This window comes from Enterococcus asini ATCC 700915 (assembly GCF_000407365.1).
Classification (GTDB): Bacteria; Bacillota; Bacilli; order Lactobacillales; family Enterococcaceae; genus Enterococcus_C; species Enterococcus_C asini.
In genome coordinates, this window is sequence record NZ_ASVU01000001.1 from 1,965,977 (window position 1) to 1,988,876 (window position 22,900).

Consider the following 22,900-nt stretch of genomic DNA (forward strand, 5'->3'; position numbering starts at 1 on the left):
AGAACAGCTTTCGGGCTGTTTTTCTTATGGAAAGGAGTGGTATGGTTGCCTTTGAAGAAATATAAGCCGACCAAGTTTAAGACAAAATCATCAAAGTACGATAAAGACCTTGCTGATTATGCCGTGAGCTTTATCGAGTGCCTGAGCCATACCAAAGGAACGTGGGCAGGAAAACCGTTTGAACTCCTTGATTGGCAAGAACAAATTATTCGTGACTTGTTTGGCACGGTCAAACCGAACGGCTATCGTCAGTTCAACACAGCTTACATTGAAATTCCCAAGAAAATGGGCAAGTCGGAACTGGCGGCTGCAGTCGCTCTTTTGCTCACTTGTGGTGACGGAGAAGAACGTGCCGAGGTATATGGCTGTGCAGCGGATAGGCAACAAGCCTCTATCGTATTTGAGGTAGCTGCCGATATGGTCCGGATGTGTCCGGCACTCAACAAGCGAGTGAAAATCCTTGCCTCGCAAAAGCGGATTGTTTTCAAGCCAACGAATAGTTTTTATCAAGTCTTGTCGGCAGAAGCGTACTCCAAGCACGGCTTTAATATTCACGGGGTCGTCTTTGATGAATTGCATACTCAGCCCAATCGTAAACTGTTTGATGTCATGACGAAAGGGTCAGGGGATGCCAGAACTCAACCATTGTACTTTCTCATAACGACTGCGGGTACTGATACTAATTCTATCTGTTACGAAACACATCAGAAGGCATTGGATATTATTGACGGTCGAAAACACGACCCAACATTCTATCCAGTGATTTATGGGGCAGATGAATCTGACGATTGGACAGATCCGAAAGTTTGGAAGAAGGCAAATCCGTCACTTGGTATCACGGTTGGGATTGATAAGGTGAAAGCAGCTTGTGAGTCCGCCAAGCAAAACCCTGCCGAGGAAAACTCATTCCGGCAGTTAAGGCTCAACCAGTGGGTGAAACAAGCCATTCGATGGATGCCAATGGATAAGTGGGATGCTTGTGGGTTCAAGGTAAATGAAAAGTCGCTCGAAGGACGGGTTTGTTATGGTGGTCTTGACCTTTCAAGTACAACCGACATCACGTCTTTTGTGTTGGTATTTCCACCAGAGGACGAAGATGATAAGTTTGTCGTCTTGCCCTATTTCTGGATACCAGAGGACACGCTTGACCTTCGAGTGAAACGTGACCATGTCCCGTATGACTTGTGGGAGAAGAAAGGTTGGCTCAAAACCACAGAAGGGAATGTCGTCCATTATGGCTTCATTGAAACCTTTATCGAAGAACTCGGTGAAAAGTACAACATCCGAGAAATCGCCTTCGACCGTTGGGGAGCAGTGCAGATGGTGCAGAACCTTGAGGGGATGGGCTTTACGGTTGTGCCATTCGGACAAGGATTCAAGGATATGAGCCCACCGACTAAGGAGTTGATGAAACTCACGCTTGAGCAGAAAATCGCTCACGGTGGTCATCCTGTTCTTCGATGGAATATGGATAACATTTTCATTCGAACTGACCCCGCTGGAAACATCAAAGCAGACAAAGAAAAATCAACGGAGAAGATTGATGGAGCAATTGCGACCATCATGGCACTCGACCGTGCTATCCGTTGTGGGAATAATAATTCAGCAAGTGTCTACGATGATAGAGGGTTGTTAATCCTGTGATATAATTTTAGTCACGAAGAGGGATGAAATGTACGATAAAGCAGTCTTAGATCCATTAAATTCTCTACTTTCTAAGTCATCAAAAGCAATACAAAAGATTCAGGCTGGTAAATGGCAACATAGGATGCTTGAGAATAACATCAAAGCGTTAACAGTTGCTCTTAAGTTAATGAATGGAGAAATGGTCGAGTTGACTCATGATGAGTTATTGTCTGTGCTAGAGGCTTTTGACGATATGATTAACCGAACTGATAAATCAAAAGCAAAATTCTCAGATGGAACCTCTCAGTTCACACTCCAATCGAATCGATTGAACGCACTAAACGTTGCTAAATCAGAAGTATTGAACTTGAACAAATAGGCATCTTCAAAACGAAGGTGCTTTTTTGATACCCAAAATAAAGGAAGGAAGTAACCTATGGGATTATTTAATCGGCTCTTTAAGTCGAGAGACAAGCCAATGAATCAGACGATTGGCTCACCATACCGATTCATGTTTGGCCAGACCACGGCAGGCAAAACAGTGACAGAACAAAGCTCTATGCAGATGACTGCCGTTTATTCCTGTGTCCGTATCCTAGCTGAAGCGGTCGCAGGACTGCCTCTACACTTTTACAAATATCGTGAAGGTGGGGGCAAAGAAAAGGCAGTCGACCATCCGCTTTACTTTCTGCTCCATGATGAACCCAATAGCGAAATGACCTCATTTGTATTTCGAGAAACGTTGATGACTCATTTGCTCTTGTGGGGAAATGCTTATGCTCAAATCATCAGAAATGGTAAGGGCGAAGTGGTAGGTCTTTACCCACTTATGCCTGACAGGATGGGCGTCAATCGTGATGAAAACAAGGAGATTTACTACCTTTACACAGTTGATTCTGGACTACAAGTGAGGATTTCTAAGTCAGAAGTTTTGCATATTCCGGGCTTAGGTTTTGATGGTTTGGTGGGGTATTCACCTATCGCAATGGCAAAAAATGCGATTGGTATGGCGATAGCTTGTGAGGAATATGGAGCTAAGTTCTTTGCGAATGGGGCAAATCCAGGGGGAGTGCTTGAACATCCGGGGACGTTGAAAGACCCAGTCCGCATCCGAGAAAGTTGGAATGCGACCTTCGGAGGTTCATCCAACGCTAGTAAGGTTGCTGTCCTTGAAGAAGGAATGAAGTACAGCCCGATTTCCATATCGCCTGAACAGGCACAGTTCTTGGAAACAAGAAAATTTCAAATTAACGAGATAGCTCGAATTTTCAGAGTGCCACCCCACATGGTTGGAGACCTTGAGAAGTCGAGCTTTTCAAATATCGAGCAACAGTCACTAGAATTCGTGAAGTACACCCTCGACCCTTGGGTGATGCGGTGGGAACAAGCGATGACGAAAGCACTCCTAAGCATTGACGAGAAGAAGGACTACTTCATCAAGTTCAATGTGGACGGACTTCTTCGAGGTGATTACCAATCTCGAATGAATGGCTATGCGACAGGTCGTCAGAACGGTTGGATGTCAGCTAACGATATTCGAGAACTCGAAAACCTTGATCGCATTCCAGAGGATGAAGGTGGCGATTTGTATCTCGTGAATGGCAATATGCTCCCACTCAAAAGTGCTGGGGCATTTGCGAAAAATACCAAAGGACAGGAGGAAGAAAACCAAGATGAAGAAGTTTTGGAAATGGGTGAATCAGACACCGAAAAATCTGATGACACCCGAAGCACAGGAGCACCAAGAGCAAAGCCAAATCTCCGACCGAACCCTTTATCTCAACGGACAAATCGCTGAGGTCAGTTGGTTTGATGATGATGTCACCCCACAGCTATTTAAGGATGAACTGATGAGTGGCGAAGGTAATATCACGGTTTGGATAAACAGTCCCGGTGGCGATTGTGTAGCTGCTGCTCAGATTTATAACATGTTGAAGGAATACTCGGGGGATGTGGTAGTCAAGATTGATGGATTGGCGGCATCGGCTGCGAGTGTTATTGCGATGGCAGGGGATAAGGTGGTGATGAGCCCCGTTGCCATGATGATGATCCACAACCCCTCCACGGTAGCTTTCGGGGAGAAAGTGGATATGCAGAAAGCCATTGCTATGCTTGACGAGGTGAAAGAGTCAATCATTAATGCCTATGAAATCAAAACAGGTATGAGCCGAACAAAGCTCGCTCATATGATGGATGCCGAAACATGGATGGATGCTCATTCTGCACTGGACTTAGGCTTTACGGATGAAATCATCGGGAAAGTGGATGAGGACATCCCACAAGCAGGGAATCTGGTGTTTTCTGAGGCAACGGTCATGAATTCTTTGATGGATAAGATAGCCAAGCGTTGTCGTATTCAACCACCTGAACCCAAAGAAGAACCAAAACCAACAAACACTGTCAAAGCCGATTCTCTTGAAGAACGGCTATTTTTAATGAAAACATGGAGGGATTAACCTATGAACAAGATTCAAGAATTGATGGACAAACGTAAGCAAGCATGGGAAGGTGCGAAAGACTTCGTTGAAGCAAAGAAAGACAAAGACGGCTTGATGTCTGATGAAGATGCCAAGACCTATGCAGACATGGAAAAGAAGGTTTCAAGCTTCACTAAAGAAATCGAGCGCATGCAGTCCATGGAAGCGATGGAACGTGAAATGGCAAAACCAATGTCTGAGCCACTCACTTCTCAGCCAATGCAGACTGAGAACAACGCGAAACCTAAGAAAACTGGTCGTGCTTCTAACGAGTACAAAGAAGGCGTACTTCAAGCCCTACGCTCTAACTTCCGCCAAGTGTCAAACGTCCTCCAAGAAGGTGTGGATACGGCAGGCGGGTATCTCGTACCCGAAGAATACGACAAGCGCTTGATTGATGGTCTCACTGAAGAAAACATTATGCGTACCTTGGGAACGACTATCACGACTAGTGGTGAGCACAAAATCAATATCGCTGGGGCTAAACCAGCCGCATCGTGGATTGAAGAAGGTGGCACACTCGTATTTGAGGATGCAAGCTTTGACCAAATCATCCTCGATGCCCACAAACTTCATGTGGCTATTAAGGTGACGGATGAGTTACTTTACGATAATGCCTTCAACCTTGAAAGCTACATCCTCACGCAATTCTCGAAAGCACTGGCTAACGCAGAAGAAAATGCCTTCTTGAATGGAGACGGAGTAGGCAAGCCACTCGGTATCTTCGCTGAAAACGGTGGTGGGCAAGTAGCCATTACGACTAATACTCAGAGTTCAATCACGGCGGATGAAATCATTAACTTAGTTCATTCGCTAAAACGTCCGTATCGTAAGAATGCGAAATTCATCATGAATGACCAGACGATTGCCCTCATCCGTAAGCTCAAAGATAACAACGGAGCTTACTTGTGGCAATCATCCCTTCAAGCAGGAGAACCTGACCGATTATTTGGCTACCCAGTTTATACGTCTGCCTATGTTCCCACCGTAGCAGCAGGTAAACCAGTCATTGCGTTTGGAGATTTCAGCTACTACAACATTGGCGACCGTGGCGTACGCTCCTTCGACCAACTCCGTGAGCTCTTCGCAGGTAACGGTATGGTTGGATTCCTTGCCAAAGAACGTGTAGACGGCAAACTCGTCTTGCCAGAAGCGGTTCAAATCTTGAAGATGAAAGCATCCGCTGCGGCATCGTAGGAGTGAGCCTATGAGCGATTTACTTGAGAAGGTAAAAGCGAATCTCATACTCGAGCATAGTGAAGATGATGAGCTGTTGGAACGATTGATTCTGACGGCTCTTTCCTATGCCGAAAGCTACCAACACCTTACAGAAGGCTATTATTCGGAAAATGAAATCCCCGCCACGACTGAACAAGCAATTATCATGCTTGCCAGTCATTTTTATGAAAGTCGTGACGGCTCAACAGCAGGTTTCTTTTCTGATAATGTCAATGCCAGTAGTCAAGTCTGGAATACAGTCAATCTGTTACTCCGACTAGATAGGCGGTGGCAAGTATGAGTTTTGGAAAAATGGATCAGCGTATTCAAATCATAAAAACGGTCAACCGAAAAGATAGTGCAGGTTTTGTGACCAAACAAGATGAAGTTCTGGCAAATGTACGAACTTACAAGGAAGAAAAGAACGCCACAGAGAAGTGGGTAAACCTTGCGACTTTCAGCTCAGCGACTTGCCTATTTCGTTTGCGAGTTATCCCGAACCTCAAAGTCACGACTGAGATGGTTATCCTATCTGAAAATGATAGGTATCAAATCATTTCCGTTGAAAATGTCCGGAATAGAGGGATGTATCTTGAGGTTCTGACTACGAAAGTTGAGGTGAGTGCAGATGGCTAAAGCAATAATGAAGATGCCAGAGGACTTCTTGATAAATGTTTCAAAACTAGAAAGCAAGACGGATGAAATCTTGCCACGAGTGTTAGAAAGTGGGGCTGAGGTGGTCGAAGCTAAAGTGCGAACCAACCTTTCAGCCATTGTTGGTGCGAATACCAAGGTTGACAGCAGGTCAACGGGTGAGCTTGAACGAGCGCTTGGTATATCGCAGGCTCGTCAAGATAAGGACGGGAACTGGAATATCAAGGTAGGATTTGATGAACCTCGTTCTGATGGTGACTCTAATGCCAAGATTGCTAATATCCTTGAGTACGGTCGTCATGGGCAAGCACCGAAACCCTTCTTGAAACCTGCCAAGTCGCAATCGAGAAAATCTTGCATTGATGCCATGAAGGCAAAACTGGAAAGCGAGGTGGAGGGCATTTGAATATCCTAGAGGAATTAAATGGTTTGCTTACGAATCTCAGCATTCCAGTTGAAACTGGGGAGTTCAGTGATGCTGCGCCTGAGACTTATGTGGTGCTCACACCACTAACTGACCGATTTGAGGTCTACGGAGACAATTTCCCTCAGATTGATGTAAACGAGGTTCGGATTTCATTGTTTACCAAGGGCAACTACCTAGAAACAAAACGACAGATTACTCAAGTCTTGCTTCAAGCCGATTTCACGATTACGGATCGCTTGTTTGTGGGATTTGAAAAAGAAGCGAAATATTTTCATGTGGCGATAGATGTCGCCAAGCATTATGAAATGGAGGGATAAGATGGCTACGATTGGATTGGATCAATTATTCTATGCACCGATTACGGAAGCAGCAACCACGGGTGAAGAAACCTATGGCACACCAGTAAAACTTGCCAAAGCAATCTCCGCTGAATTGTCAGTTGAACTTGCCGAGGCGACTTTGTTTGCGGACGATGGTGCATCAGAGATAGTAAAGGAATTTAAGAACGGGAAACTCACGCTAGGCGTGGATGATATTGGGCGAAGTGTGGCAGCCGTGCTTGTGGGAGCAACTGTTGATGATAACGGAGTCTTAATTTCAACCACCGAGGATGGAGGTACACTCGTTGCGATTGGTTTCCGTGCTCGTAAATCAAACGGGAAATACAAATACCTGTGGCTTTACCGAGTGAAGTTTGCCGTACCAAGCACCAGTCTTGCGACCAAGGGTGACGACATTACCTTCTCAACTCCAACGATTGAGGGAACGGTAATGCGAAGAAACAAACTTGATGGACAAGGCAAACACCCGTGGAAAGCGGAAGTGGATGAAAACGATACTGGAGTGGATGCAGCAACCATCAGCGGGTGGTACGCAAGTGTTTATGAACCAGAATTTACTGAAGCCTAGGAGGAAATCATGACAGAAGAACGAAGTGCCAAGATAACCCTTGGCGGAGATGAATATGAACTCATTTTGACAACTAAGGCGACCAAAGAAATAGCCAGTCACTATGGTGGATTGGAAAATTTGGGTGATAAACTCCTCAAGTCAGAGAACTTTGAACTTGCCCTTGATGAAATCATCTGGCTGATTACGCTTTTAGCCAATCAGTCTATCAAGATTCACAACTTGAAGAACAAGATCGACAAGAAAGAAGAACTCACGACTGAGTATGTGGAACTTTTAACCTCTCCTCTTGAACTTGCTGAATATAAATCAGCCATCACGGAGGCAATGTTTAAAGGCACAGCTCGTAACATCGAAAGCGAGATTGAAACAAAAAACAAAGCAGGCGAGTAAGTGATGTCGAAACATTTACTCGCCTTTACTATTACGGAACAGTTCAAATGGGCATGACACCAGATGATTTTTGGTTCTGTTCGCTTGGACTGTTTTTGGATTTGTGGGAATGTCATAAGCAATTCAGTGGTATCAGTAAGCCCAAGGTTGAGATGTTCATCGATGATATTATTCCTGCTGGGATTTAGTTGTTCATATTTTTATCACATATTTGATGATATAATTATAGACAACGAATCGGGTCAGGGAGGTTGCAGCAATGGCTACAGCAAAGATAATTGAACTATTATTAGAAGATGGAACTTTAGATGGATTATTAACTGTTCAGGATAGCAGTTGGAACGGTACGATGTTTGTTTCTCCACGTGACAATATTAATCAACTTTTCCAAAAGAAAGAAACTTCATTTTGGGGTATTTATCTATTGCTTTCTGATGAAGGGGTTTATATAGGGCAGGCTTCTGAACTCCAAACGCGTCTAAAGCAGCATGATAAATCGAAGGACTTTTGGTCAAAGTGTGTTTTGATAACTACCAAAGATGACTCATTAAATCGAAGTGCTATCGATTATATAGAAGCTAATCTTATTGATAGAGCAAAGAAAGTTGAAAAGCTCCATATCGAAAATAAACAAAATGGAAACAAGACCAATGTAAATGATTTCGATCGGGTTCGATTTGATAATTTTATTGAGAATGCCCTCTTGCTGCTAGAGTTAATCGGTATCACTGTCTTTAAACAGGAAGTTAAGAGACGTAGAAAACGTTCAAAGCAAGCAAAACCAATTGTTTCCAATGTCACGCCTGTGGCAACCGCTGGATCGGTTGTTCAGCCTGCCGTTAGCTTTTTTGTGGAATTAAGCGATGGCTTCAAATATCAAGGTACAAGTAACAAGGACTATTTCCTTAGGGTTATAGAACATCTGGCGAAGACGTATCCTAATGTTTATCAAGATTTGAAGTTGAATTTTATGAGTAAAAAAGGACGACACTATATTTCGGAAGTGCAAGCATATTCAGCAGGAAGCAATGCTAAACTTTACACTCAAATAGATAATGGCGACTTCATCTACACGAATCAGTCAGCTGTAAGTTTAAAAAATAACTTGGATCAATATTTGAAAGCTTTCAACATCCAGCGAATCGTATAATAATTTGTGAAAGACTGCTAAGGCGGTCTTTTTTGATGCCCGAAATCAGAGAGGAGGTGAGGTTTAGTGGCAGATAACTTTGGTTTAAAGATTGGTGTTGAAGGCGAGAAGGAGTTTAAGAACTCCCTTCGTGACATCAACCAATCCTTTAAGGTACTGGGTTCAGAAATGAAGTTGGTATCGTCTGAGTTCGATAAAAACGACAAAAGCATTCAGGCGGTTTCGGCAAGAAATGCTGTCCTCAACAAGTCGATTGATGCTCAGAAAGAGAAAATCACCACGCTTGAAAGTGCCCTTCAAAATGCATCAGATAGCTTTGGTGAAAATGATAAACGAACTCAGAACTGGGCGATTCAACTCAATAATGCCAAGGCTCAACTCAACGGTATGGAGCGAGATCTTGTGACCAACGAGAAGGCACTCGACTCAATGAGGCAAGAAGAAGTGGATGTCACCAAAGAAACGGATAACCTTGGCAATGAACTCAAGGATACGGGTGATGAGGCTGAAAAGTCTGGTGGCAAGTTCGAGAAGTTTGGTGGCGTCCTTAAAGGCATTGGTGCTGCAATGGGAGCTGTTGCTCTTGCTGCGGGTGCAGCCGCAATTGAATTAGGCAAACAAGTGGTATCAGCTTATGCCGACTATGAACAATTGGTCGGCGGGGTTGATACCCTTTTTGGTGATGCCTCAAAGACAGTTCAAAAGTCGGCAGATAATGCCTTCAAAACAGCAGGGATGTCCGCCAATGAATACATGGAAACTGTCACAGGTTTCTCTGCAAGCTTGATTCAATCACTCAACGGAGATACGGCAAAGGCTGCTGGAGTAGCCGACCAAGCTATCACCGATATGAGTGATAATGCCAATAAGATGGGCTCCAACATGTCCGACATCCAAAATGCCTATCAAGGGTTTGCTAAGCAGAATTACACGATGTTGGACAACCTCAAACTAGGTTACGGCGGGACGAAAGGCGAGATGGAACGTTTGCTTTCTGATGCGGAGAAAATCACAGGCAAGAAGTATGACCTGTCAAACTTTGCAGATGTGACAGAAGCTATCCATGCTATTCAAACCGAAATGGGCATTACAGGAACGACCGCCAAGGAAGCAACTGAAACCATCAGTGGTTCAATTGATGGAATGCAGTCAGCAATCTCCAACCTTATGGCGGGATTAGGAAATGCCAATGCAGATATTGGGTCACTGATTGGGAATGTGGTTGAGTCCTTCCAAAATGTCCTCAAGAACATCATTCCAGTTATTGAAAATATAGTCTCCGCCTTGCCTGCAGTAATTGATGCGGTCATTGGAGCGATTGGGCAGTTGTTGCCAACCTTACTAGAATCAGTGACATCACTATTCTCGCAAGTCTTGCAGACGGTATTGGGATTGCTACCAACGCTTATTCCAGTGGTGGTTCAAGCAGTCCTCACGATTGTGCAGACCTTGATTGAAAATCTGCCACTCCTCATCAATGCTGCCTTTCAGTTAGTGACAACCTTGATTCAAGGTATCGGTGAGGCTTTGCCTGAGCTGATTCCAATTACCATTCAGGCGATTATCACAATTGTGAACGGGCTGATTCAGAACTTACCATTGCTCCTAGATGCTGCATTGCAGTTGATTATGGGACTGGCTCAAGGTTTGATTACGGCACTACCGATATTGATTGGAGCCTTGCCACAGATTATTACAGGTATCGTGAACTTCATCATCAGCTCCATTCCAGTCATTATTCAGACGGGGATTCAGCTCTTGACCTCGTTGGTATCGGCTTTACCTGACATTATCAACGCTATTGTGGCAGCCATTCCTGTGATTATTCAGAACATCATCAATGCGGTGATTGGGGCAATTCCTCAACTGATTGATGCAGGTATTCAACTTCTAGTCGCCTTAATTGGTGCTTTGCCACAAATCATCACAACAATTGCGAATGCTCTGCCTCAGATTATCAATGCAATCACTGGCACATTGGTTGGAAATATCGACAAGATTATTCTAGCAGGTGTGAAACTACTCGTAGCTTTGGTGCAAAACTTGCCCGCCATTATTTCAGCAGTTGTCAAAGCCGTCCCTCAAATCATCACAGGACTTGTGAATGCCTTTGGAGAGTATGTTTCGACCATGGCGAATATTGGACTGAATCTGATTACAGGTTTGTGGAATGGTATCGCTGATGCCGCAGGTTGGTTGAGAAGTAAAATCTCAGGTTTCTTTGGTGGCGTGGTAGACAGTATCAAGGACTTCTTTGGTATCCACTCACCTTCAACTTTGTTCCGAGATGAAATCGGGAAGAACATGGCTCTGGGGATTGGCGTTGGTTTCGATAAGGAAATGACAGGTGTGGCGAAAACCATGCAAGATGCCATTCCAACCAAACTGGATATGCCAAACTTTGATATTGATACAGGCGTCCATACAGCAATCGACAGCACCTTTTCTATGCTTGATTTGGGTGCGAAGGTGGATACACTTACCAACATTACGACTGAAATGTTCCCGGCACTACTTAAAGCAATGGACATCAAGATTACTCTTGACGACGGGACGTTGGTTGGTCGCCTAGCTCCTGAAATTGATAAGAGCTTAGCTGTTTTGAAACGTAGAAATTATGCTTATTAAGAATGGAATTTGATGGCTTGTCAACATCCGTTGTATAATAAATAATAGGTAAACAATTTGATTGAGACGGAGGTTTCGAGATGGCGAATCAATTAACAGAAGTAGAAGTATTAAGAAAACTAGGTATCCCAGATTTTAGGCATCTATCCAAGGACAAGGTCATGAGTTTTGCATCCATGCTTCAAGATATGGATCCCGAAGTAGCAAAAAAAGCATTGGAACAATTTCCAGAATTTGCAAAAGTTTCTCTGCAAGCTATGACTGACTATAAGGAAACTTTAAATAAGACTCTTGAAAAAGATAAAGACAGTAGCAATCGAGTTTACGATGCATATGATCAAATCATTTCTACATTAAGAATCGCAGCTGAAAAGGAAGATGTTCCTTTCGAGGAAAAACAATTTTACATCAATAAAATGGTTGAAGTCGCGCAAATGGCTGATAAGAAAGACTCGGAAAATAAGAAGTATAATTGGGCTGTTCTCGGTCAGGCTGCACTTGCCGCAGTTGTGCTGGTTGGTGGTACAGCAGCAGTTCTGGGAGGAAAAACCGACATTAAACTTCCCAAATTATAATTTGTACTTATCAGGATTGGTTTGATTCCAATCCTTTTTTCATACTAAAAAGGAGGTGGTAGCTTGAATGCGTTTATTCTAGATGGAACAATCAACTCACGGACTGATCTTGGACTTCGCATCACGCAAGTTCCAGTCATTCCATCAACAGAACGTGTGATTGAGAATATCGAGGTGGATGGTCGAGAGGGAGATTTGACCTTGTTCAAAGGTTGGAAGGATATGACATTTAATTTGAAAGCCGTCATCTGGGCACAAGATGCGTGGACCGTTTGGCGAACCATCTCCCCACAAATCTTGAATGCCAAGACTATCAGCTTTTCCAATGATCCGTCAGTCTATTATAAAGTGAAAACCGTCCTAGCAAGTGGGTTAACCCAAGTCCTCTCCACTTTGTGGGAGTTTGAAATTGAAATAACGTGCTCGCCTTTTCTCTATAAGATGGACGTTCCACTCATCAACCGAACCTCATCGGGAACGGTGACGAATAGCGGTAACGTTTACTCCTTGCCACGAATTAAGATTTTCGGTAGTGGCACGAGGACATTGACCATTAATGGCAGGCCAATCGTCCTTAACTTGCAGTCAGAGTATCTGATTATAGATAGCGAATTGAAGGAATGCTTTTATGGTGACGTGGCTGCAAACAACCTAATGACAGGTGAGTTTCCTGAATTCCGAGTAGGGGCTAATACAGTCACGCTTGGGACGGGAATTACCAAAGTAGAGATAGAACCGAGGTGGAGATTTTTATGATTGTGCTATATGAGAAAACTGAATCAAACTTCAATAATAATGGTCTCGTTGTCCTTGATGATTATGTCGTAAGCCCAGTTGTTTCCGAACAACTCAATGGGCTTTTTTCTTTGGAGTTCGATTATCCAATTCACGCCAAGGCAAGCGACAAACTTCGACCTGAGATGATAGTGAAATGCCCTGCACCTGAACTTCAAGACCAACTTTTCCGAATCGTTGAACGTGATGATTCGCTTGGTGATTTCGTCCATATCGTAGCCCATCACATTTTCTATGACTTGGCAAAGAATCTGATTGAAGATACCTATATCGTCAATAAGAATGGTTCTGGAGCACTGACACAGCTACTAGGTGCAACAGCAGTCAGTCACTCGTTCACTGGAACGTCCAATATCACGACCGTAAACAACGTCCGCTTGGTGCGTTTGAATCCAGTTGAGGTCTTGCTTGATAGTGACCTGGATAATGGCTATCGAGCTCGATACGGTGGCGATATTGTTCGAGATAACTTTTCGATTGCCATGCTTGCCCATCGTGGCAGTGATAATGGTGTCCAGATACGAGACAAGAAGAACCTCACAGGTTATAACGCTGATTTGGACTATTCGTCTATCGTCACTCGCATTATGCCTGAGGGCTATGATGGACTGTTCTTGCCTGAGAAATATGTCGATAGTCCACTCATCAATAACTACGTTAGTCCAAAAATCAAGGTCATCAAATACGACAACGTCAAGGTGGGCGATAAAGAAGGCGAGTTTGCGACTAAGGAACTAGCCTATGAAGAGCTCAGACGACTTGCAGCACTGGAATTTACTGTAGGTCACATTGACTTGCCGACTGCGACCTATGATGTGGAATTTGCCCCACTGGAACGAACCGAGGAATACAAAGCCTTCTCAAGTCTTGAGACCATCTATCTTGGGGACACGGTTTCCGTCATTCACGCAGAAGACGGATTTAATGTGACGGCTCGAATGGTTGAGTACAAGTATGATCCACTCTTGAAGGCTTTCATTTCCATCACGCTTGGAAACATCATGCCGAAATTCACGGATGTGGCGAAGGACATCAAGAAGGTTGATACCAAGGTGGAACAAGCCAAAGACGATGCCAACTATGCACTAACGGCAGCTAATGGCAAGAACACCAACTTTTATGGTCCGGACACACCTGTTAATCCGAAACTTGGAGATGTTTGGTACAAAGAGAACGGTGACAAGCTAGAAATGTGGGTTTATGAAATTCGTGATGGCGTGACACAGTGGTACGCTTTGGCAAATGACCTGACAGCTGAAGAAGTGAAACAAGCAGTAGCTCAGGCTCAAGAGGAATCTGCTGATGCTTTGGAGAAGGCAAACACCGCCTTTGATGAAGCAATGACCGCCTTGGAAAATGCTAACCAAGCGAACTCAACCGCAAATTCTGCCAGTCAAGCCGCTGACTCTGCTTTCAATAAATCGGTGAAATCATCAGTCGTAACCTATTCGGCTGGCACCAGTGGTACGACAGCACCAACGTCAGGTTGGCAAAGCACCGTGCCGTCTGTTTCAGCAACCCAGTATCTCTGGACGAGAACAGTCTTTACACTGCAAGACAACTCCACAACCACTTCCTATTCGGTTTCTAAGAAAGGAGCCAAAGGGGATAAGGGAGATACAGGCGACACGGGGGCGACTGGGGCAACAGGTAGTCCAGGAACGAATGGTGCTCCGGGGCAAAATGCGCCAACCATTACCTCAGTTCGTGAGCAGTTTTACCTCTCGACTTCAAGTACCAGTCAAACAGGTGGTTCATGGTCAAACACCATTCCGACTTGGGCGAACGGTAAATATTACTGGACAAGAGTGGTGACGACTTATTCGGATAGCACAACCACAACTTCAACGGCAGTTCTCGACCAAGGGTTGAACCAATCATTGGTAACAGCCCTTGAAGCAAAATCTGCAACCGAAACATTGACCACTACCGTAAGTCAACATGCCACAAAAATTGAACTGGCTGCGACCAACATCACGAATCTCCAAGGACGGATGACAACTGCTGAGTCGACACTTACCGTTCAGGCAGGTCAGATAGCTGCCAAAGCGAGTCAAACTTCGGTAGATTCGCTAACTGGCAGAATCTCGAGTGCCGAATCGAGTCTGACGGTTCAAGCAGGACAAATTGCTTCTAAGGCCAGTCAAAGTTCAGTAGATAGCCTAACAGGTCGAGTGACGTCAGCCGAAACACTCATTCAACAAACATCAAACACCATGCTTTTGAAAGTATCTGAACTCCAAGAAGAAATTGGTGTTCCCTTCAAAGTCAAGAACTGGGAACAAGGCTCTCTCAGCACGTCTGATGGTTCGGAGATTTCTGCAACCAACTACCTTCGTTCTGAGTATATTGATGTAGCAGAAGGGGACAAGCTCATCGGTCAAAGACGTGACGGGTCGTCCTTAACGGTTTACTACCATTACTATGGTTTCACTTTGCCTTATGTAGACTATGTGCCAGCTGCGAAACAATATGTCGAGAAGTTGGTGGTTGGGACTTATGACAATACGACTATCGTTGATTATCTCAACTCAAAGGCAGTTGAAACCTTATCCATCACAGGTTCAGTCACCTCTAATCCTTATGCCTCAGCAGAAGACTATCTGGTGATTTACAAGCTACCAATGGGTGGAAGAGCACTACCAAACACCATCACTTGGAATGGTCGAAAAGATACGTCTGATAACATCGTCTTGCTTTATGCGGGTGGGACGTGGCAACAAATCGACACGGTCACGAACTCAAGCAATGCCATTCATACGTGGAACATCACACCTGAACAAATCTCAGGAATGCTTGGCGACTACGTTTATATTGCTTTCTTCTCAATCAAAAACGGCTCGTATGCGGGAATTTACAATGCGACTACGAGTCCATTCACCATGAACCCAATGGACGAATCCACTTATACCCAGATTTCCTATCAGAGTTCATCTGGTGTGGTAACTGTGCCGAGTAATGCGATGAAACTCAGGGTACGAGTGAACACGACTATAAAACCTGATGAGTATGATGGAAATGTTTTCTCGGCTACTGTTAGGGAGGACTACACAAAAGCCAACACCGTATATTCGGCCATTATGATGCAAAAGGACATCATCAACCTCCGAGTGGGTAAAGGCGATGTGATTAACCAAATCAATATTTCACCTGAAAGCATTTTGATTGCAGGGAACAAAGTCCATATCACAGGTCAAACAACCATTGATAGTGGGGTGATTACTTCAGCGATGATTGGTAGTGCAGCGATTACCACAGCAAAGATTGCGGATGCAGCCATCACGAGTGCCAAAATCGCAAGCCTTGATGCGGGGAAGATTACCACGGGTACACTTTCGGCTAGTCGCATAGCCGCAAGTTCCATTACGGCAGACAAACTCGCAGCCAATATTCTTACTGCAATCACGGCAAGTAGCTCCATTCGAATCACAGGAACAACTATCGGCTACTATTCAGGAAGTACCCTTGTAACGGAAATTAACTCCCAAGGGATGACGATAAGGCGTGGTGGGACAACGGTTGGTACGATAGGTGCGAACAACATCAGCGGGCATACCGATTGGCGAGGCTTGGTCTTTGACCTTGAATACGGCACGGAGTATATGACGTGGGCACATAAGGATAGTTCCAGTGCATCAAGTTATACCACCAAGCTCATCTGGTATGCGAGAAAGCTTGAGAACGGAAAAGAGAAGGGATTTCATTTCTCGGATACGATTAATTTCAATGGTAATCCATTTGGCGTTTCCTACAGCGATGGAACAGGCTACTATCTCAAGATTTCAACCATTAACCTTGGTAGTGGGGTTACACCATATCTGGTGAGAAGTGGTGGAACAGCAGGCATTTATTTTGGTGGCTCCATGCTTCATTTGTGTTCAGGTGGGAAATGGTTTGATGTGAAAGCCATGCTTGAGATTTGCTTAAAACTGGCAGGTAAGACCATCGCCTTTCCAAGTGGGATTGATAGCACGGGGAAAATAACGGGTTACTATAATGCGATTGCGATGCCAACGATTAGTACGTGGACAGCTTAAGGAGGTGGATGATTTGGACGATTGGATTCTAGAGAAACCTAACAACACGATTGAGCCTGATTCGGAAGAATGCGAACAGCCAACACAAGTAGATGTCGATATGGTGGACCTGCTTGTAATGGTGGTGGACGACCTCTGCGTTCAGGTAGGCGAATTAAAGGAGAAGATGAAAGATGCTAAAGATTAAAAACGAAGAATTGGTTGACGTGATCACCTTTCTTGAAGAATTTGAGCTTCAACCAAAAGTCAGCCGAGTGCGAACCAAACTCGTCAAGCTAATCCGTGAGAAGATTGATGAACTCTACAAGGACGAGGTGGAGTTGTTACAACGGTTCGGAAAGAAAGACGAGGAGGGTAACCTCATCCAAGACAATGGAAACTTCTCGCTTTTGCCTGAAACCGCAGCCGAGTACCATAAAGAAAAGGCAGATTTGTTGAATGAGGATTCCGTCATTGATGTGGCGGAACTTCATAGCAAACTGCCTTTATTGATTGGTGGGTTGGAAGATAGTGAGGTTACGATATCAGGTAAAAAAGCTGAGACGTTGGAGCTGGTCTTGGAATTATTGGAAACAGAAGTTAAAGGCGTTTAGGAGAAATCCTAGATGCCTTTTTCAATACAGAAATGGAGGAATGACATGATGAAACAAACATGGAATCTGATTCAAGCTGCCTTTGTGGCAACTGGTGGATTGGTCGGTTGGTATTTGGGCGGTGTCGATCCATCACTTTATACCTTGCTTGCCTTTGTGGTGGTGGACTACATCACGGGAGTCTTGCGTGCCGTTAACGAGAAGAAGGTCTCAAGCCGTATCGGTGCAAAGGGTATCACAAAGAAGATTTTGATTTTCTTATTGGTTGGTGTCGGTCATATGCTTGATGTGCAGTTGGGGACGGGAAATGTGCTGCGTGATGCGGTGATTTTCTTTTACATCTCAAACGAGGGCATCTCACTTCTTGAAAATGCCGTAAGCATTGGCTTACCTGTACCAGAGAAAATCAAGGAAGCACTCAAACAATTACACGGTAAGAAGGAGGACGAATCAAATGGGAATTAGTAGCTTAGCCACCAAATATGGTTTTCAATCTTTCCCTCACTACTCATCAGGACGCAGTGGGGCTAAGGTCAACAAAATCGTCATTCATCACATGGCGGGAACGAACTACGACATCGTGCCAAGCATTTGGCAGACTCGTGAGGCATCAGCGCACTACGGAATAGGCAAGAACGGTGAAATTCGTGCTTACGTGGATGAGAACAATACGGCATGGCACGCTGGTAACTGGAACGCCAATATCTCAAGTATCGGGATTGAAAACTGCAACTCCACGGGTTCACCTTCTTGGAACGTCAACCAAGCAACCATTGATTCTTGTGCGAAGTTGGTGGCTGATATTGCTAAACGTCATGGTCTTGGGAAACTTGTGGTGAATAAGAATCTGTTCCCACACAGCTATTTCTCGAGCACCTCTTGTCCCGGTGTTCTGCTTGGGAGTTTACAGTACATTGCAGACAAAGCAAATGCAATAAATAATGGCGGAGGTTCATCAACACCAAGTACACCAACAAGTGACTTATATCGTGTTCGCAAATCATGGGCTGATGCCAAATCACAAGTTGGTGCGTATAAAGATTTGAACAATGCTAAGCGAACAGCAGATAGTCATTCTGGTTATAAAGTCTATGATCCGAACGGCAATCAAGTGTATCCAACGAGTTCATCAACATCAAACGTGAAAACTTTAGTGGTTCAAGTAAATGGATTGAATGTTCGTAATAAACCAAGCCTTAGTGGCACAGTTGTTGGATCGTACAATAAAGGAGCAACATGGACTCTCCCTAAAACAGAAAAACAAACTATAGCTGATGGTTGGGTCTGGGCACGTTGCCCGATTGGTTATTGTGCTGTTGGAAAGAATACTGGTAAGACCGAACCAGATGATTATATATTAATTTCATAGAAACAAATTTTAAGCCTACGAGAGTGATTAGTTTCATTCTTGTAGGCTTTTTTTTGATGCTTAGGGTTTACTTTCAGGATTTTGGTTCGCCTGTAACTCATAAAGGATAAATGGATTTTCAAGGAGTTGACTTTTTCGTCATGTATTAGGCGAAGGGGTGTACTTTCTTAAAAATCCTTTGCCTTAGATTTAGGAGGCGAAAAGCGATGGAAGATAAAACAAAAGAACAACTTAGCATCAATTATTCCAATGAGGCAGCATACTACATTTCTCAACAAATCCTTCTGAGCTTGCTTGTAGAAGGCAAAATCACCGAGGAAGAATATACAAAAATTGAACAGAAAAACAGGGAAACTTTCAAACCATTTTTATCTCGGATAATGGCGTGAATCGTTGATATAACGGCACTTTAGAGCTAATATGTCACCTAATAGAAAGGCGGTGAGTTGATGAAAACGATACACAAATTAGAACGACCAAAGTTGCCAGAGACTCCTAAATTAAAGGTGGCAGCCTATGCTCGTGTATCAACAGCGAGTGATGAACAATTATCGAGCTTAAAAACTCAGATTACTCATTACGAGAACTACATTCAGAAAAACGATCAATGGGAGTACGTTGGTGTCTATTACGATGAGGGGATATCCGGAACAAAAACGGATAAACGCGATGGTTTGCATCGTCTAATCAATGATGCGGAACATGGAAAAATAGATTTGATACTTACGAAATCTATTTCTAGGTTTTCACGAAATACGGTTGATTGCTTGAATTTGGTTCGTAAATTAACTGAAATCGGTGTCACTATGATTTTTGAGAAAGAAAACATCAATACCAGTGATATGGAAAGCGAATTATTACTTTCAATTCTATCGAGTTTAGCTGAAAGCGAATCTTACTCACATTCAGAGAACATGAAGTGGGCAAATCGCAAACGTATGGCAAAAGGAAACTATAAAGGTGTTCCACCATATGGCTATTGTCGAAAAGGGATTGATTTTCACTTAGTCCCTGATGAAGCAAAAGTGGTAGAGCAAATCTTTCAATGGACACTCAATGGGCTTTCAATGCATCAAATTGCATCGAAAATGAATGTGGCAAATATTACAACTAAAAGAGGAGTTAAGTGGCAGGCATCGGGAGTGAGCATTATTTTACATAATATTGTTTATACAGGAACGATGATTTTTCAACGTTACTTTAACGATGAGCAGTTTAAGAAACGAAAAAATAATGGTGAGCTTCCAATGTATCGTATTGATAACAATCATCCTGCTATTGTATCGATGGAAGAATCTGAACGAGTACAAGAAATTATTCGAATCAGGGCAACTTCAAAAGGAAATACGAAAGATGGTAAAAACACGAATCGTTATGCCTTTTCAAAGAAGGTGCTTTGCGACAAGTGTGGGAATACTTACAAACGAATTCAAACATATTGGAAAGGGAACACTAGGAAAGTTCAATGGGGCTGTAAGGGGCATTTGAAAGATAAAAACTCTTGCGATGCCCTTCCCATTACGGATGAAAAGTTAAAAATTGCCTATCTCACGATGTTAAATAAGTTGATATTTGCCCATAAAGTAGTGTTAGAGCCATTGCTTAAACAACAGTCTAACGCTGCCGAATTAGAACGAGCATTGGATGAGATGTCTAACAAAGCATCAGAAATTGATGAAAAGTTGGAAGTGTTGGCAAGTCTAAATGCATCTGGAATTGTATCAACAAAAACGTCATTTGAAGAGCAAAATAAACTTCAATTGGAATTGAAAAATCTTCAAGAGGAGCAACAAAAGATAATCAATTCAGCTAATGGAAAGTCTACACAGAGAATTGAATTAGAAGAACTCTATCGATTTACGAAACGAAGTAATATGCTGACGGAATGGGAAGAATCATTGTTCTCAAGGTTTGCAGATCAAGTCATTGTTTACAACCGACAAGAAGTAGGCTTTAAGTTAAAATGCGGGTTGATTTTGAAAGAGAGGTTACCAGAATGAATAATACGATGCCATACGGCTATACCATAAAGAATGGGGCAATAATTGCAGATGAGTTACGGTCAAATCAAGTACAAGATTTCTTTAGATTGTATCTTGATGGTCTGGGGCTGAAAGAAGCAGGAAAACAATCTGGTATCAACAAACAACACTCAGTAATGAAACACATTTTGATGAATGAAATTTACTTAGGTACAGAAATTTACCCACAAATTATTGATGACGATGCATTTCACCAAGCTCATCTGGAACAGGAAAAGCGTGGGAAACACCTTAGAAAACCGCAAAAAGCAAAACCTGTCGAAAGAAAAGAGATACCTATCCAGTTTGAAATGGGTGCGGTAATTGAAACATATTCCGACCCATTCAAACAGGCTCAATATGCATATTCAAAAATTAAGGAGGCAAAATGAAATGACTGGAAAACAAGTCACCGTCATCCCAATGAAGCCAAAGAAATGGGTGGCGGATAATACTGAAGAAAAACCAAAATTAAAGGTTGCGGCCTATTGTCGAGTTTCAACTGAGATGGAAGAACAGGCAAGTTCTTATGAGGCACAAGTCCAACACTACACGGATTACATTCAGAAAAATCCTGATTGGGAGCTTGCGGGGATATTTGCAGATGAAGGGATTTCCGGGACAGATACGAAAAAACGTGCCGAGTTCAACCGAATGATTGATGCTTGTAAGAACGGCGAGATTGAATACATCATTACCAAATCGATTTCACGTTTTGCTAGAAATACAGTAGATTGTCTGCAATACATCAGGAAACTAAAGGAACTAAAGATTGCAGTGTTCTTTGAAAAAGAAAATATCAATACGATGGATGCCAAGGGGGAAGTGTTGCTAACGATTATGGCAAGTCTGGCACAGCAAGAAAGTCAATCCCTGAGTCAGAATACCAAGATGGGCGTGCAATATCGCTTTCAACAAGGACAGCTTAGAATCAACCATAATCATTTTCTCGGTTACACCAAAGATGAGGATGGGAACTTGGTGGTTGAGCCTAATGAAGCAGAAGTCATTAAACGCATTTTCCGAGAATACCTTGAAGGGAGTTCCTTGCAGGAGATTGCGAAAGGATTGATGGATGACGGTATCTTAACGGGTGGAAAAAGAAAATTATGGCGTGCAGAGGGCGTTCGGCTGATTCTTCGAAACGAAAAATACATGGGCGATGCCTTGCTCCAAAAGACATTCACAGTGGATTTCCTTACCAAAAAACGTGTGAAGAATGATGGTAGTTACGCTCAGCAATATTATGTTGAAAATAGTCATCCAGCAATTATTCCCAAAGATATCTTTATGCAAGCACAACAAGAACTGGATAGACGTAAATCAATGAAAAATAAAAATTCCCAATGCTTTTCAGGGAAGTACGCATTAACTGGTATCACCATTTGTGGTGACTGTGGGAATGTTTATCGCAGAGTTCATTGGAAGAATCGAGGAACCGTATGGCGTTGTAAGTCCAGAGTGGATAAACGAGAACACAACTGTAGTGGTCGCACAATCTATGAAAAAGATTTACACCAAGGAATTCTGCAAGCGATTAATGAAACGCTAATTGATCGAGACATTTTTCTCCAACAGCTAACGGACAACATCAATTCAGTTCTGACAGACGTATTGACTGAACAACTTGTGGTTTTGGATAAACAATTAAAAGATTTAGAATCTGAAATCATTAGCGTGGCAATTGGTGGTCAGGGCTATGATGAACTTGTAAGCCAAATATTTTCACTAAGAGATGAACGAGATGCGGTTGCAAAACAAATAGCAGCGAATACTAATTTGCAACAACGTGTTGATGAGATGGAAGCATTTGTAAAAGAACACGATGTCATCACCGAGTATAGCGAAGTGCTTGTTCGAAGACTGATTGAGAAGGTCACCATTTTTAAAAAGAACATTGTTGTTGATTTCAAGAGTGGTGTGAGTATGGCGGTTGAAATATAGAAATTAAAAGTTAATGCTTGCGGTAATCCGTGAGCATGTTTCTTTGTCTATAATATTAATCCTGAACCGTTCCAAAGGTAGATA

Annotated in this window: 24 protein-coding genes; all 24 read left to right on the top strand. The window is 43.2% G+C overall.

Translation table 11 applies throughout. The features are described 5' to 3' along the window. Nucleotides 1-45: 45 nt before the first annotated feature. The 24 genes from I579_RS09445 (at nt 46) to I579_RS09555 (ending at nt 22,816) form a co-directional block, all read left to right on the top strand. Nucleotides 46-1,644, top strand: coding sequence for a terminase large subunit (locus I579_RS09445; RefSeq protein WP_010753829.1), 1,599 nt, complete (start codon nt 46-48; stop codon nt 1,642-1,644). 28 nt (nt 1,645-1,672) lie between these two features. Continuing rightward, a complete protein-coding gene (locus tag I579_RS09450; protein ID WP_010753828.1) occupies nt 1,673-2,005 on the top strand; it encodes a hypothetical protein in 333 nt (110 codons plus the stop codon). 57 nt (nt 2,006-2,062) lie between these two features. Continuing rightward, on the top strand, nt 2,063-3,424 hold the full coding sequence (locus I579_RS09455) for a phage portal protein (RefSeq protein ID WP_010753827.1): 1,362 nt from the start codon (nt 2,063-2,065) through the stop codon (nt 3,422-3,424). Beyond that, nucleotides 3,345-4,082 carry a head maturation protease, ClpP-related gene (locus I579_RS09460; protein WP_051091761.1) on the top strand — a complete coding sequence of 246 codons (738 nt, stop codon included), beginning with the start codon at nt 3,345-3,347 and terminating at the stop codon, nt 4,080-4,082. Before I579_RS09455 ends, I579_RS09460 begins: the two co-directional genes overlap by 80 nt. A gap of 3 nt (nt 4,083-4,085) precedes the next feature. Then, nucleotides 4,086-5,300: a phage major capsid protein gene (locus I579_RS09465; RefSeq protein ID WP_010753825.1), complete on the top strand. Its 1,215-nt coding sequence runs from the start codon at nt 4,086-4,088 to the stop codon at nt 5,298-5,300. Nucleotides 5,301-5,310: 10 nt separating this feature from the next. Next, the gene (locus tag I579_RS09470; RefSeq protein WP_010753824.1) at nt 5,311-5,622 is read left to right on the top strand and encodes a head-tail connector protein; all 312 of its coding nucleotides are present in this window, start codon (nt 5,311-5,313) and stop codon (nt 5,620-5,622) included. Further along, nucleotides 5,619-5,957, top strand: coding sequence for a head-tail adaptor protein (locus I579_RS09475; RefSeq protein ID WP_010753823.1), 339 nt, complete (start codon nt 5,619-5,621; stop codon nt 5,955-5,957). The genes I579_RS09470 and I579_RS09475 overlap by 4 nt, the downstream gene beginning before the upstream one ends. After that, nucleotides 5,950-6,381, top strand: a complete 432-nt coding sequence (locus I579_RS09480) for an HK97 gp10 family phage protein (RefSeq protein ID WP_010753822.1) — start codon at nt 5,950-5,952, stop codon at nt 6,379-6,381. Before I579_RS09475 ends, I579_RS09480 begins: the two co-directional genes overlap by 8 nt. Then, a complete protein-coding gene (locus I579_RS09485) occupies nt 6,378-6,719 on the top strand; it encodes a hypothetical protein (RefSeq protein WP_010753821.1) in 342 nt (113 codons plus the stop codon). The genes I579_RS09480 and I579_RS09485 overlap by 4 nt, the downstream gene beginning before the upstream one ends. 1 nt (nt 6,720) lies before the next feature. Further along, entirely contained in the window at nt 6,721-7,311 is a 591-nt protein-coding gene (locus tag I579_RS09490; protein ID WP_010753820.1) for a major tail protein, read from the top strand. A gap of 9 nt (nt 7,312-7,320) precedes the next feature. Beyond that, entirely contained in the window at nt 7,321-7,704 is a 384-nt protein-coding gene (locus I579_RS09495) for a hypothetical protein (protein ID WP_010753819.1), read from the top strand. A 259-nt stretch (nt 7,705-7,963) separates the two neighbouring features. Then, entirely contained in the window at nt 7,964-8,854 is an 891-nt protein-coding gene (locus I579_RS12575) for a GIY-YIG nuclease family protein (RefSeq protein ID WP_010753818.1), read from the top strand. A 66-nt stretch (nt 8,855-8,920) separates the two neighbouring features. Beyond that, nucleotides 8,921-11,482, top strand: coding sequence for a phage tail protein (locus I579_RS09505; RefSeq protein WP_010753817.1), 2,562 nt, complete (start codon nt 8,921-8,923; stop codon nt 11,480-11,482). Between the two features lie 80 nt (nt 11,483-11,562). Further along, nucleotides 11,563-12,057, top strand: coding sequence for a hypothetical protein (locus I579_RS09510; protein ID WP_010753816.1), 495 nt, complete (start codon nt 11,563-11,565; stop codon nt 12,055-12,057). Nucleotides 12,058-12,120: 63 nt separating this feature from the next. Next, nucleotides 12,121-12,813: a hypothetical protein gene (locus I579_RS09515; RefSeq protein ID WP_010753815.1), complete on the top strand. Its 693-nt coding sequence runs from the start codon at nt 12,121-12,123 to the stop codon at nt 12,811-12,813. Further along, a complete protein-coding gene (locus tag I579_RS09520; RefSeq protein WP_010753814.1) occupies nt 12,810-16,889 on the top strand; it encodes a phage tail spike protein in 4,080 nt (1,359 codons plus the stop codon). The genes I579_RS09515 and I579_RS09520 overlap by 4 nt, the downstream gene beginning before the upstream one ends. Before the next feature lie 4 nt (nt 16,890-16,893). Beyond that, on the top strand, nt 16,894-17,076 hold the full coding sequence (locus I579_RS12850; RefSeq protein WP_419185396.1) for a hypothetical protein: 183 nt from the start codon (nt 16,894-16,896) through the stop codon (nt 17,074-17,076). Further along, complete coding sequence (locus I579_RS09525; protein ID WP_010753812.1) at nt 17,063-17,482, top strand: DUF1617 family protein; 420 nt, start codon at nt 17,063-17,065, stop codon at nt 17,480-17,482. Before I579_RS12850 ends, I579_RS09525 begins: the two co-directional genes overlap by 14 nt. A gap of 45 nt (nt 17,483-17,527) precedes the next feature. Next, complete coding sequence (locus tag I579_RS09530; protein ID WP_010753811.1) at nt 17,528-17,947, top strand: phage holin family protein; 420 nt, start codon at nt 17,528-17,530, stop codon at nt 17,945-17,947. Then, nucleotides 17,937-18,851, top strand: coding sequence for a peptidoglycan recognition protein family protein (locus I579_RS09535; RefSeq protein ID WP_010753810.1), 915 nt, complete (start codon nt 17,937-17,939; stop codon nt 18,849-18,851). Before I579_RS09530 ends, I579_RS09535 begins: the two co-directional genes overlap by 11 nt. A 206-nt stretch (nt 18,852-19,057) precedes the next feature. After that, the gene (locus I579_RS09540; RefSeq protein WP_010753809.1) at nt 19,058-19,240 is read left to right on the top strand and encodes an SHOCT domain-containing protein; all 183 of its coding nucleotides are present in this window, start codon (nt 19,058-19,060) and stop codon (nt 19,238-19,240) included. Nucleotides 19,241-19,300: 60 nt separating this feature from the next. Continuing rightward, a complete protein-coding gene (locus I579_RS09545) occupies nt 19,301-20,851 on the top strand; it encodes a recombinase family protein (protein ID WP_010753808.1) in 1,551 nt (516 codons plus the stop codon). After that, nucleotides 20,848-21,264 carry a hypothetical protein gene (locus I579_RS09550; RefSeq protein WP_034810431.1) on the top strand — a complete coding sequence of 139 codons (417 nt, stop codon included), beginning with the start codon at nt 20,848-20,850 and terminating at the stop codon, nt 21,262-21,264. Before I579_RS09545 ends, I579_RS09550 begins: the two co-directional genes overlap by 4 nt. Before the next feature lies 1 nt (nt 21,265). After that, the gene (locus I579_RS09555) at nt 21,266-22,816 is read left to right on the top strand and encodes a recombinase family protein (RefSeq protein ID WP_010753806.1); all 1,551 of its coding nucleotides are present in this window, start codon (nt 21,266-21,268) and stop codon (nt 22,814-22,816) included. Nucleotides 22,817-22,900 lie beyond the last annotated feature (84 nt).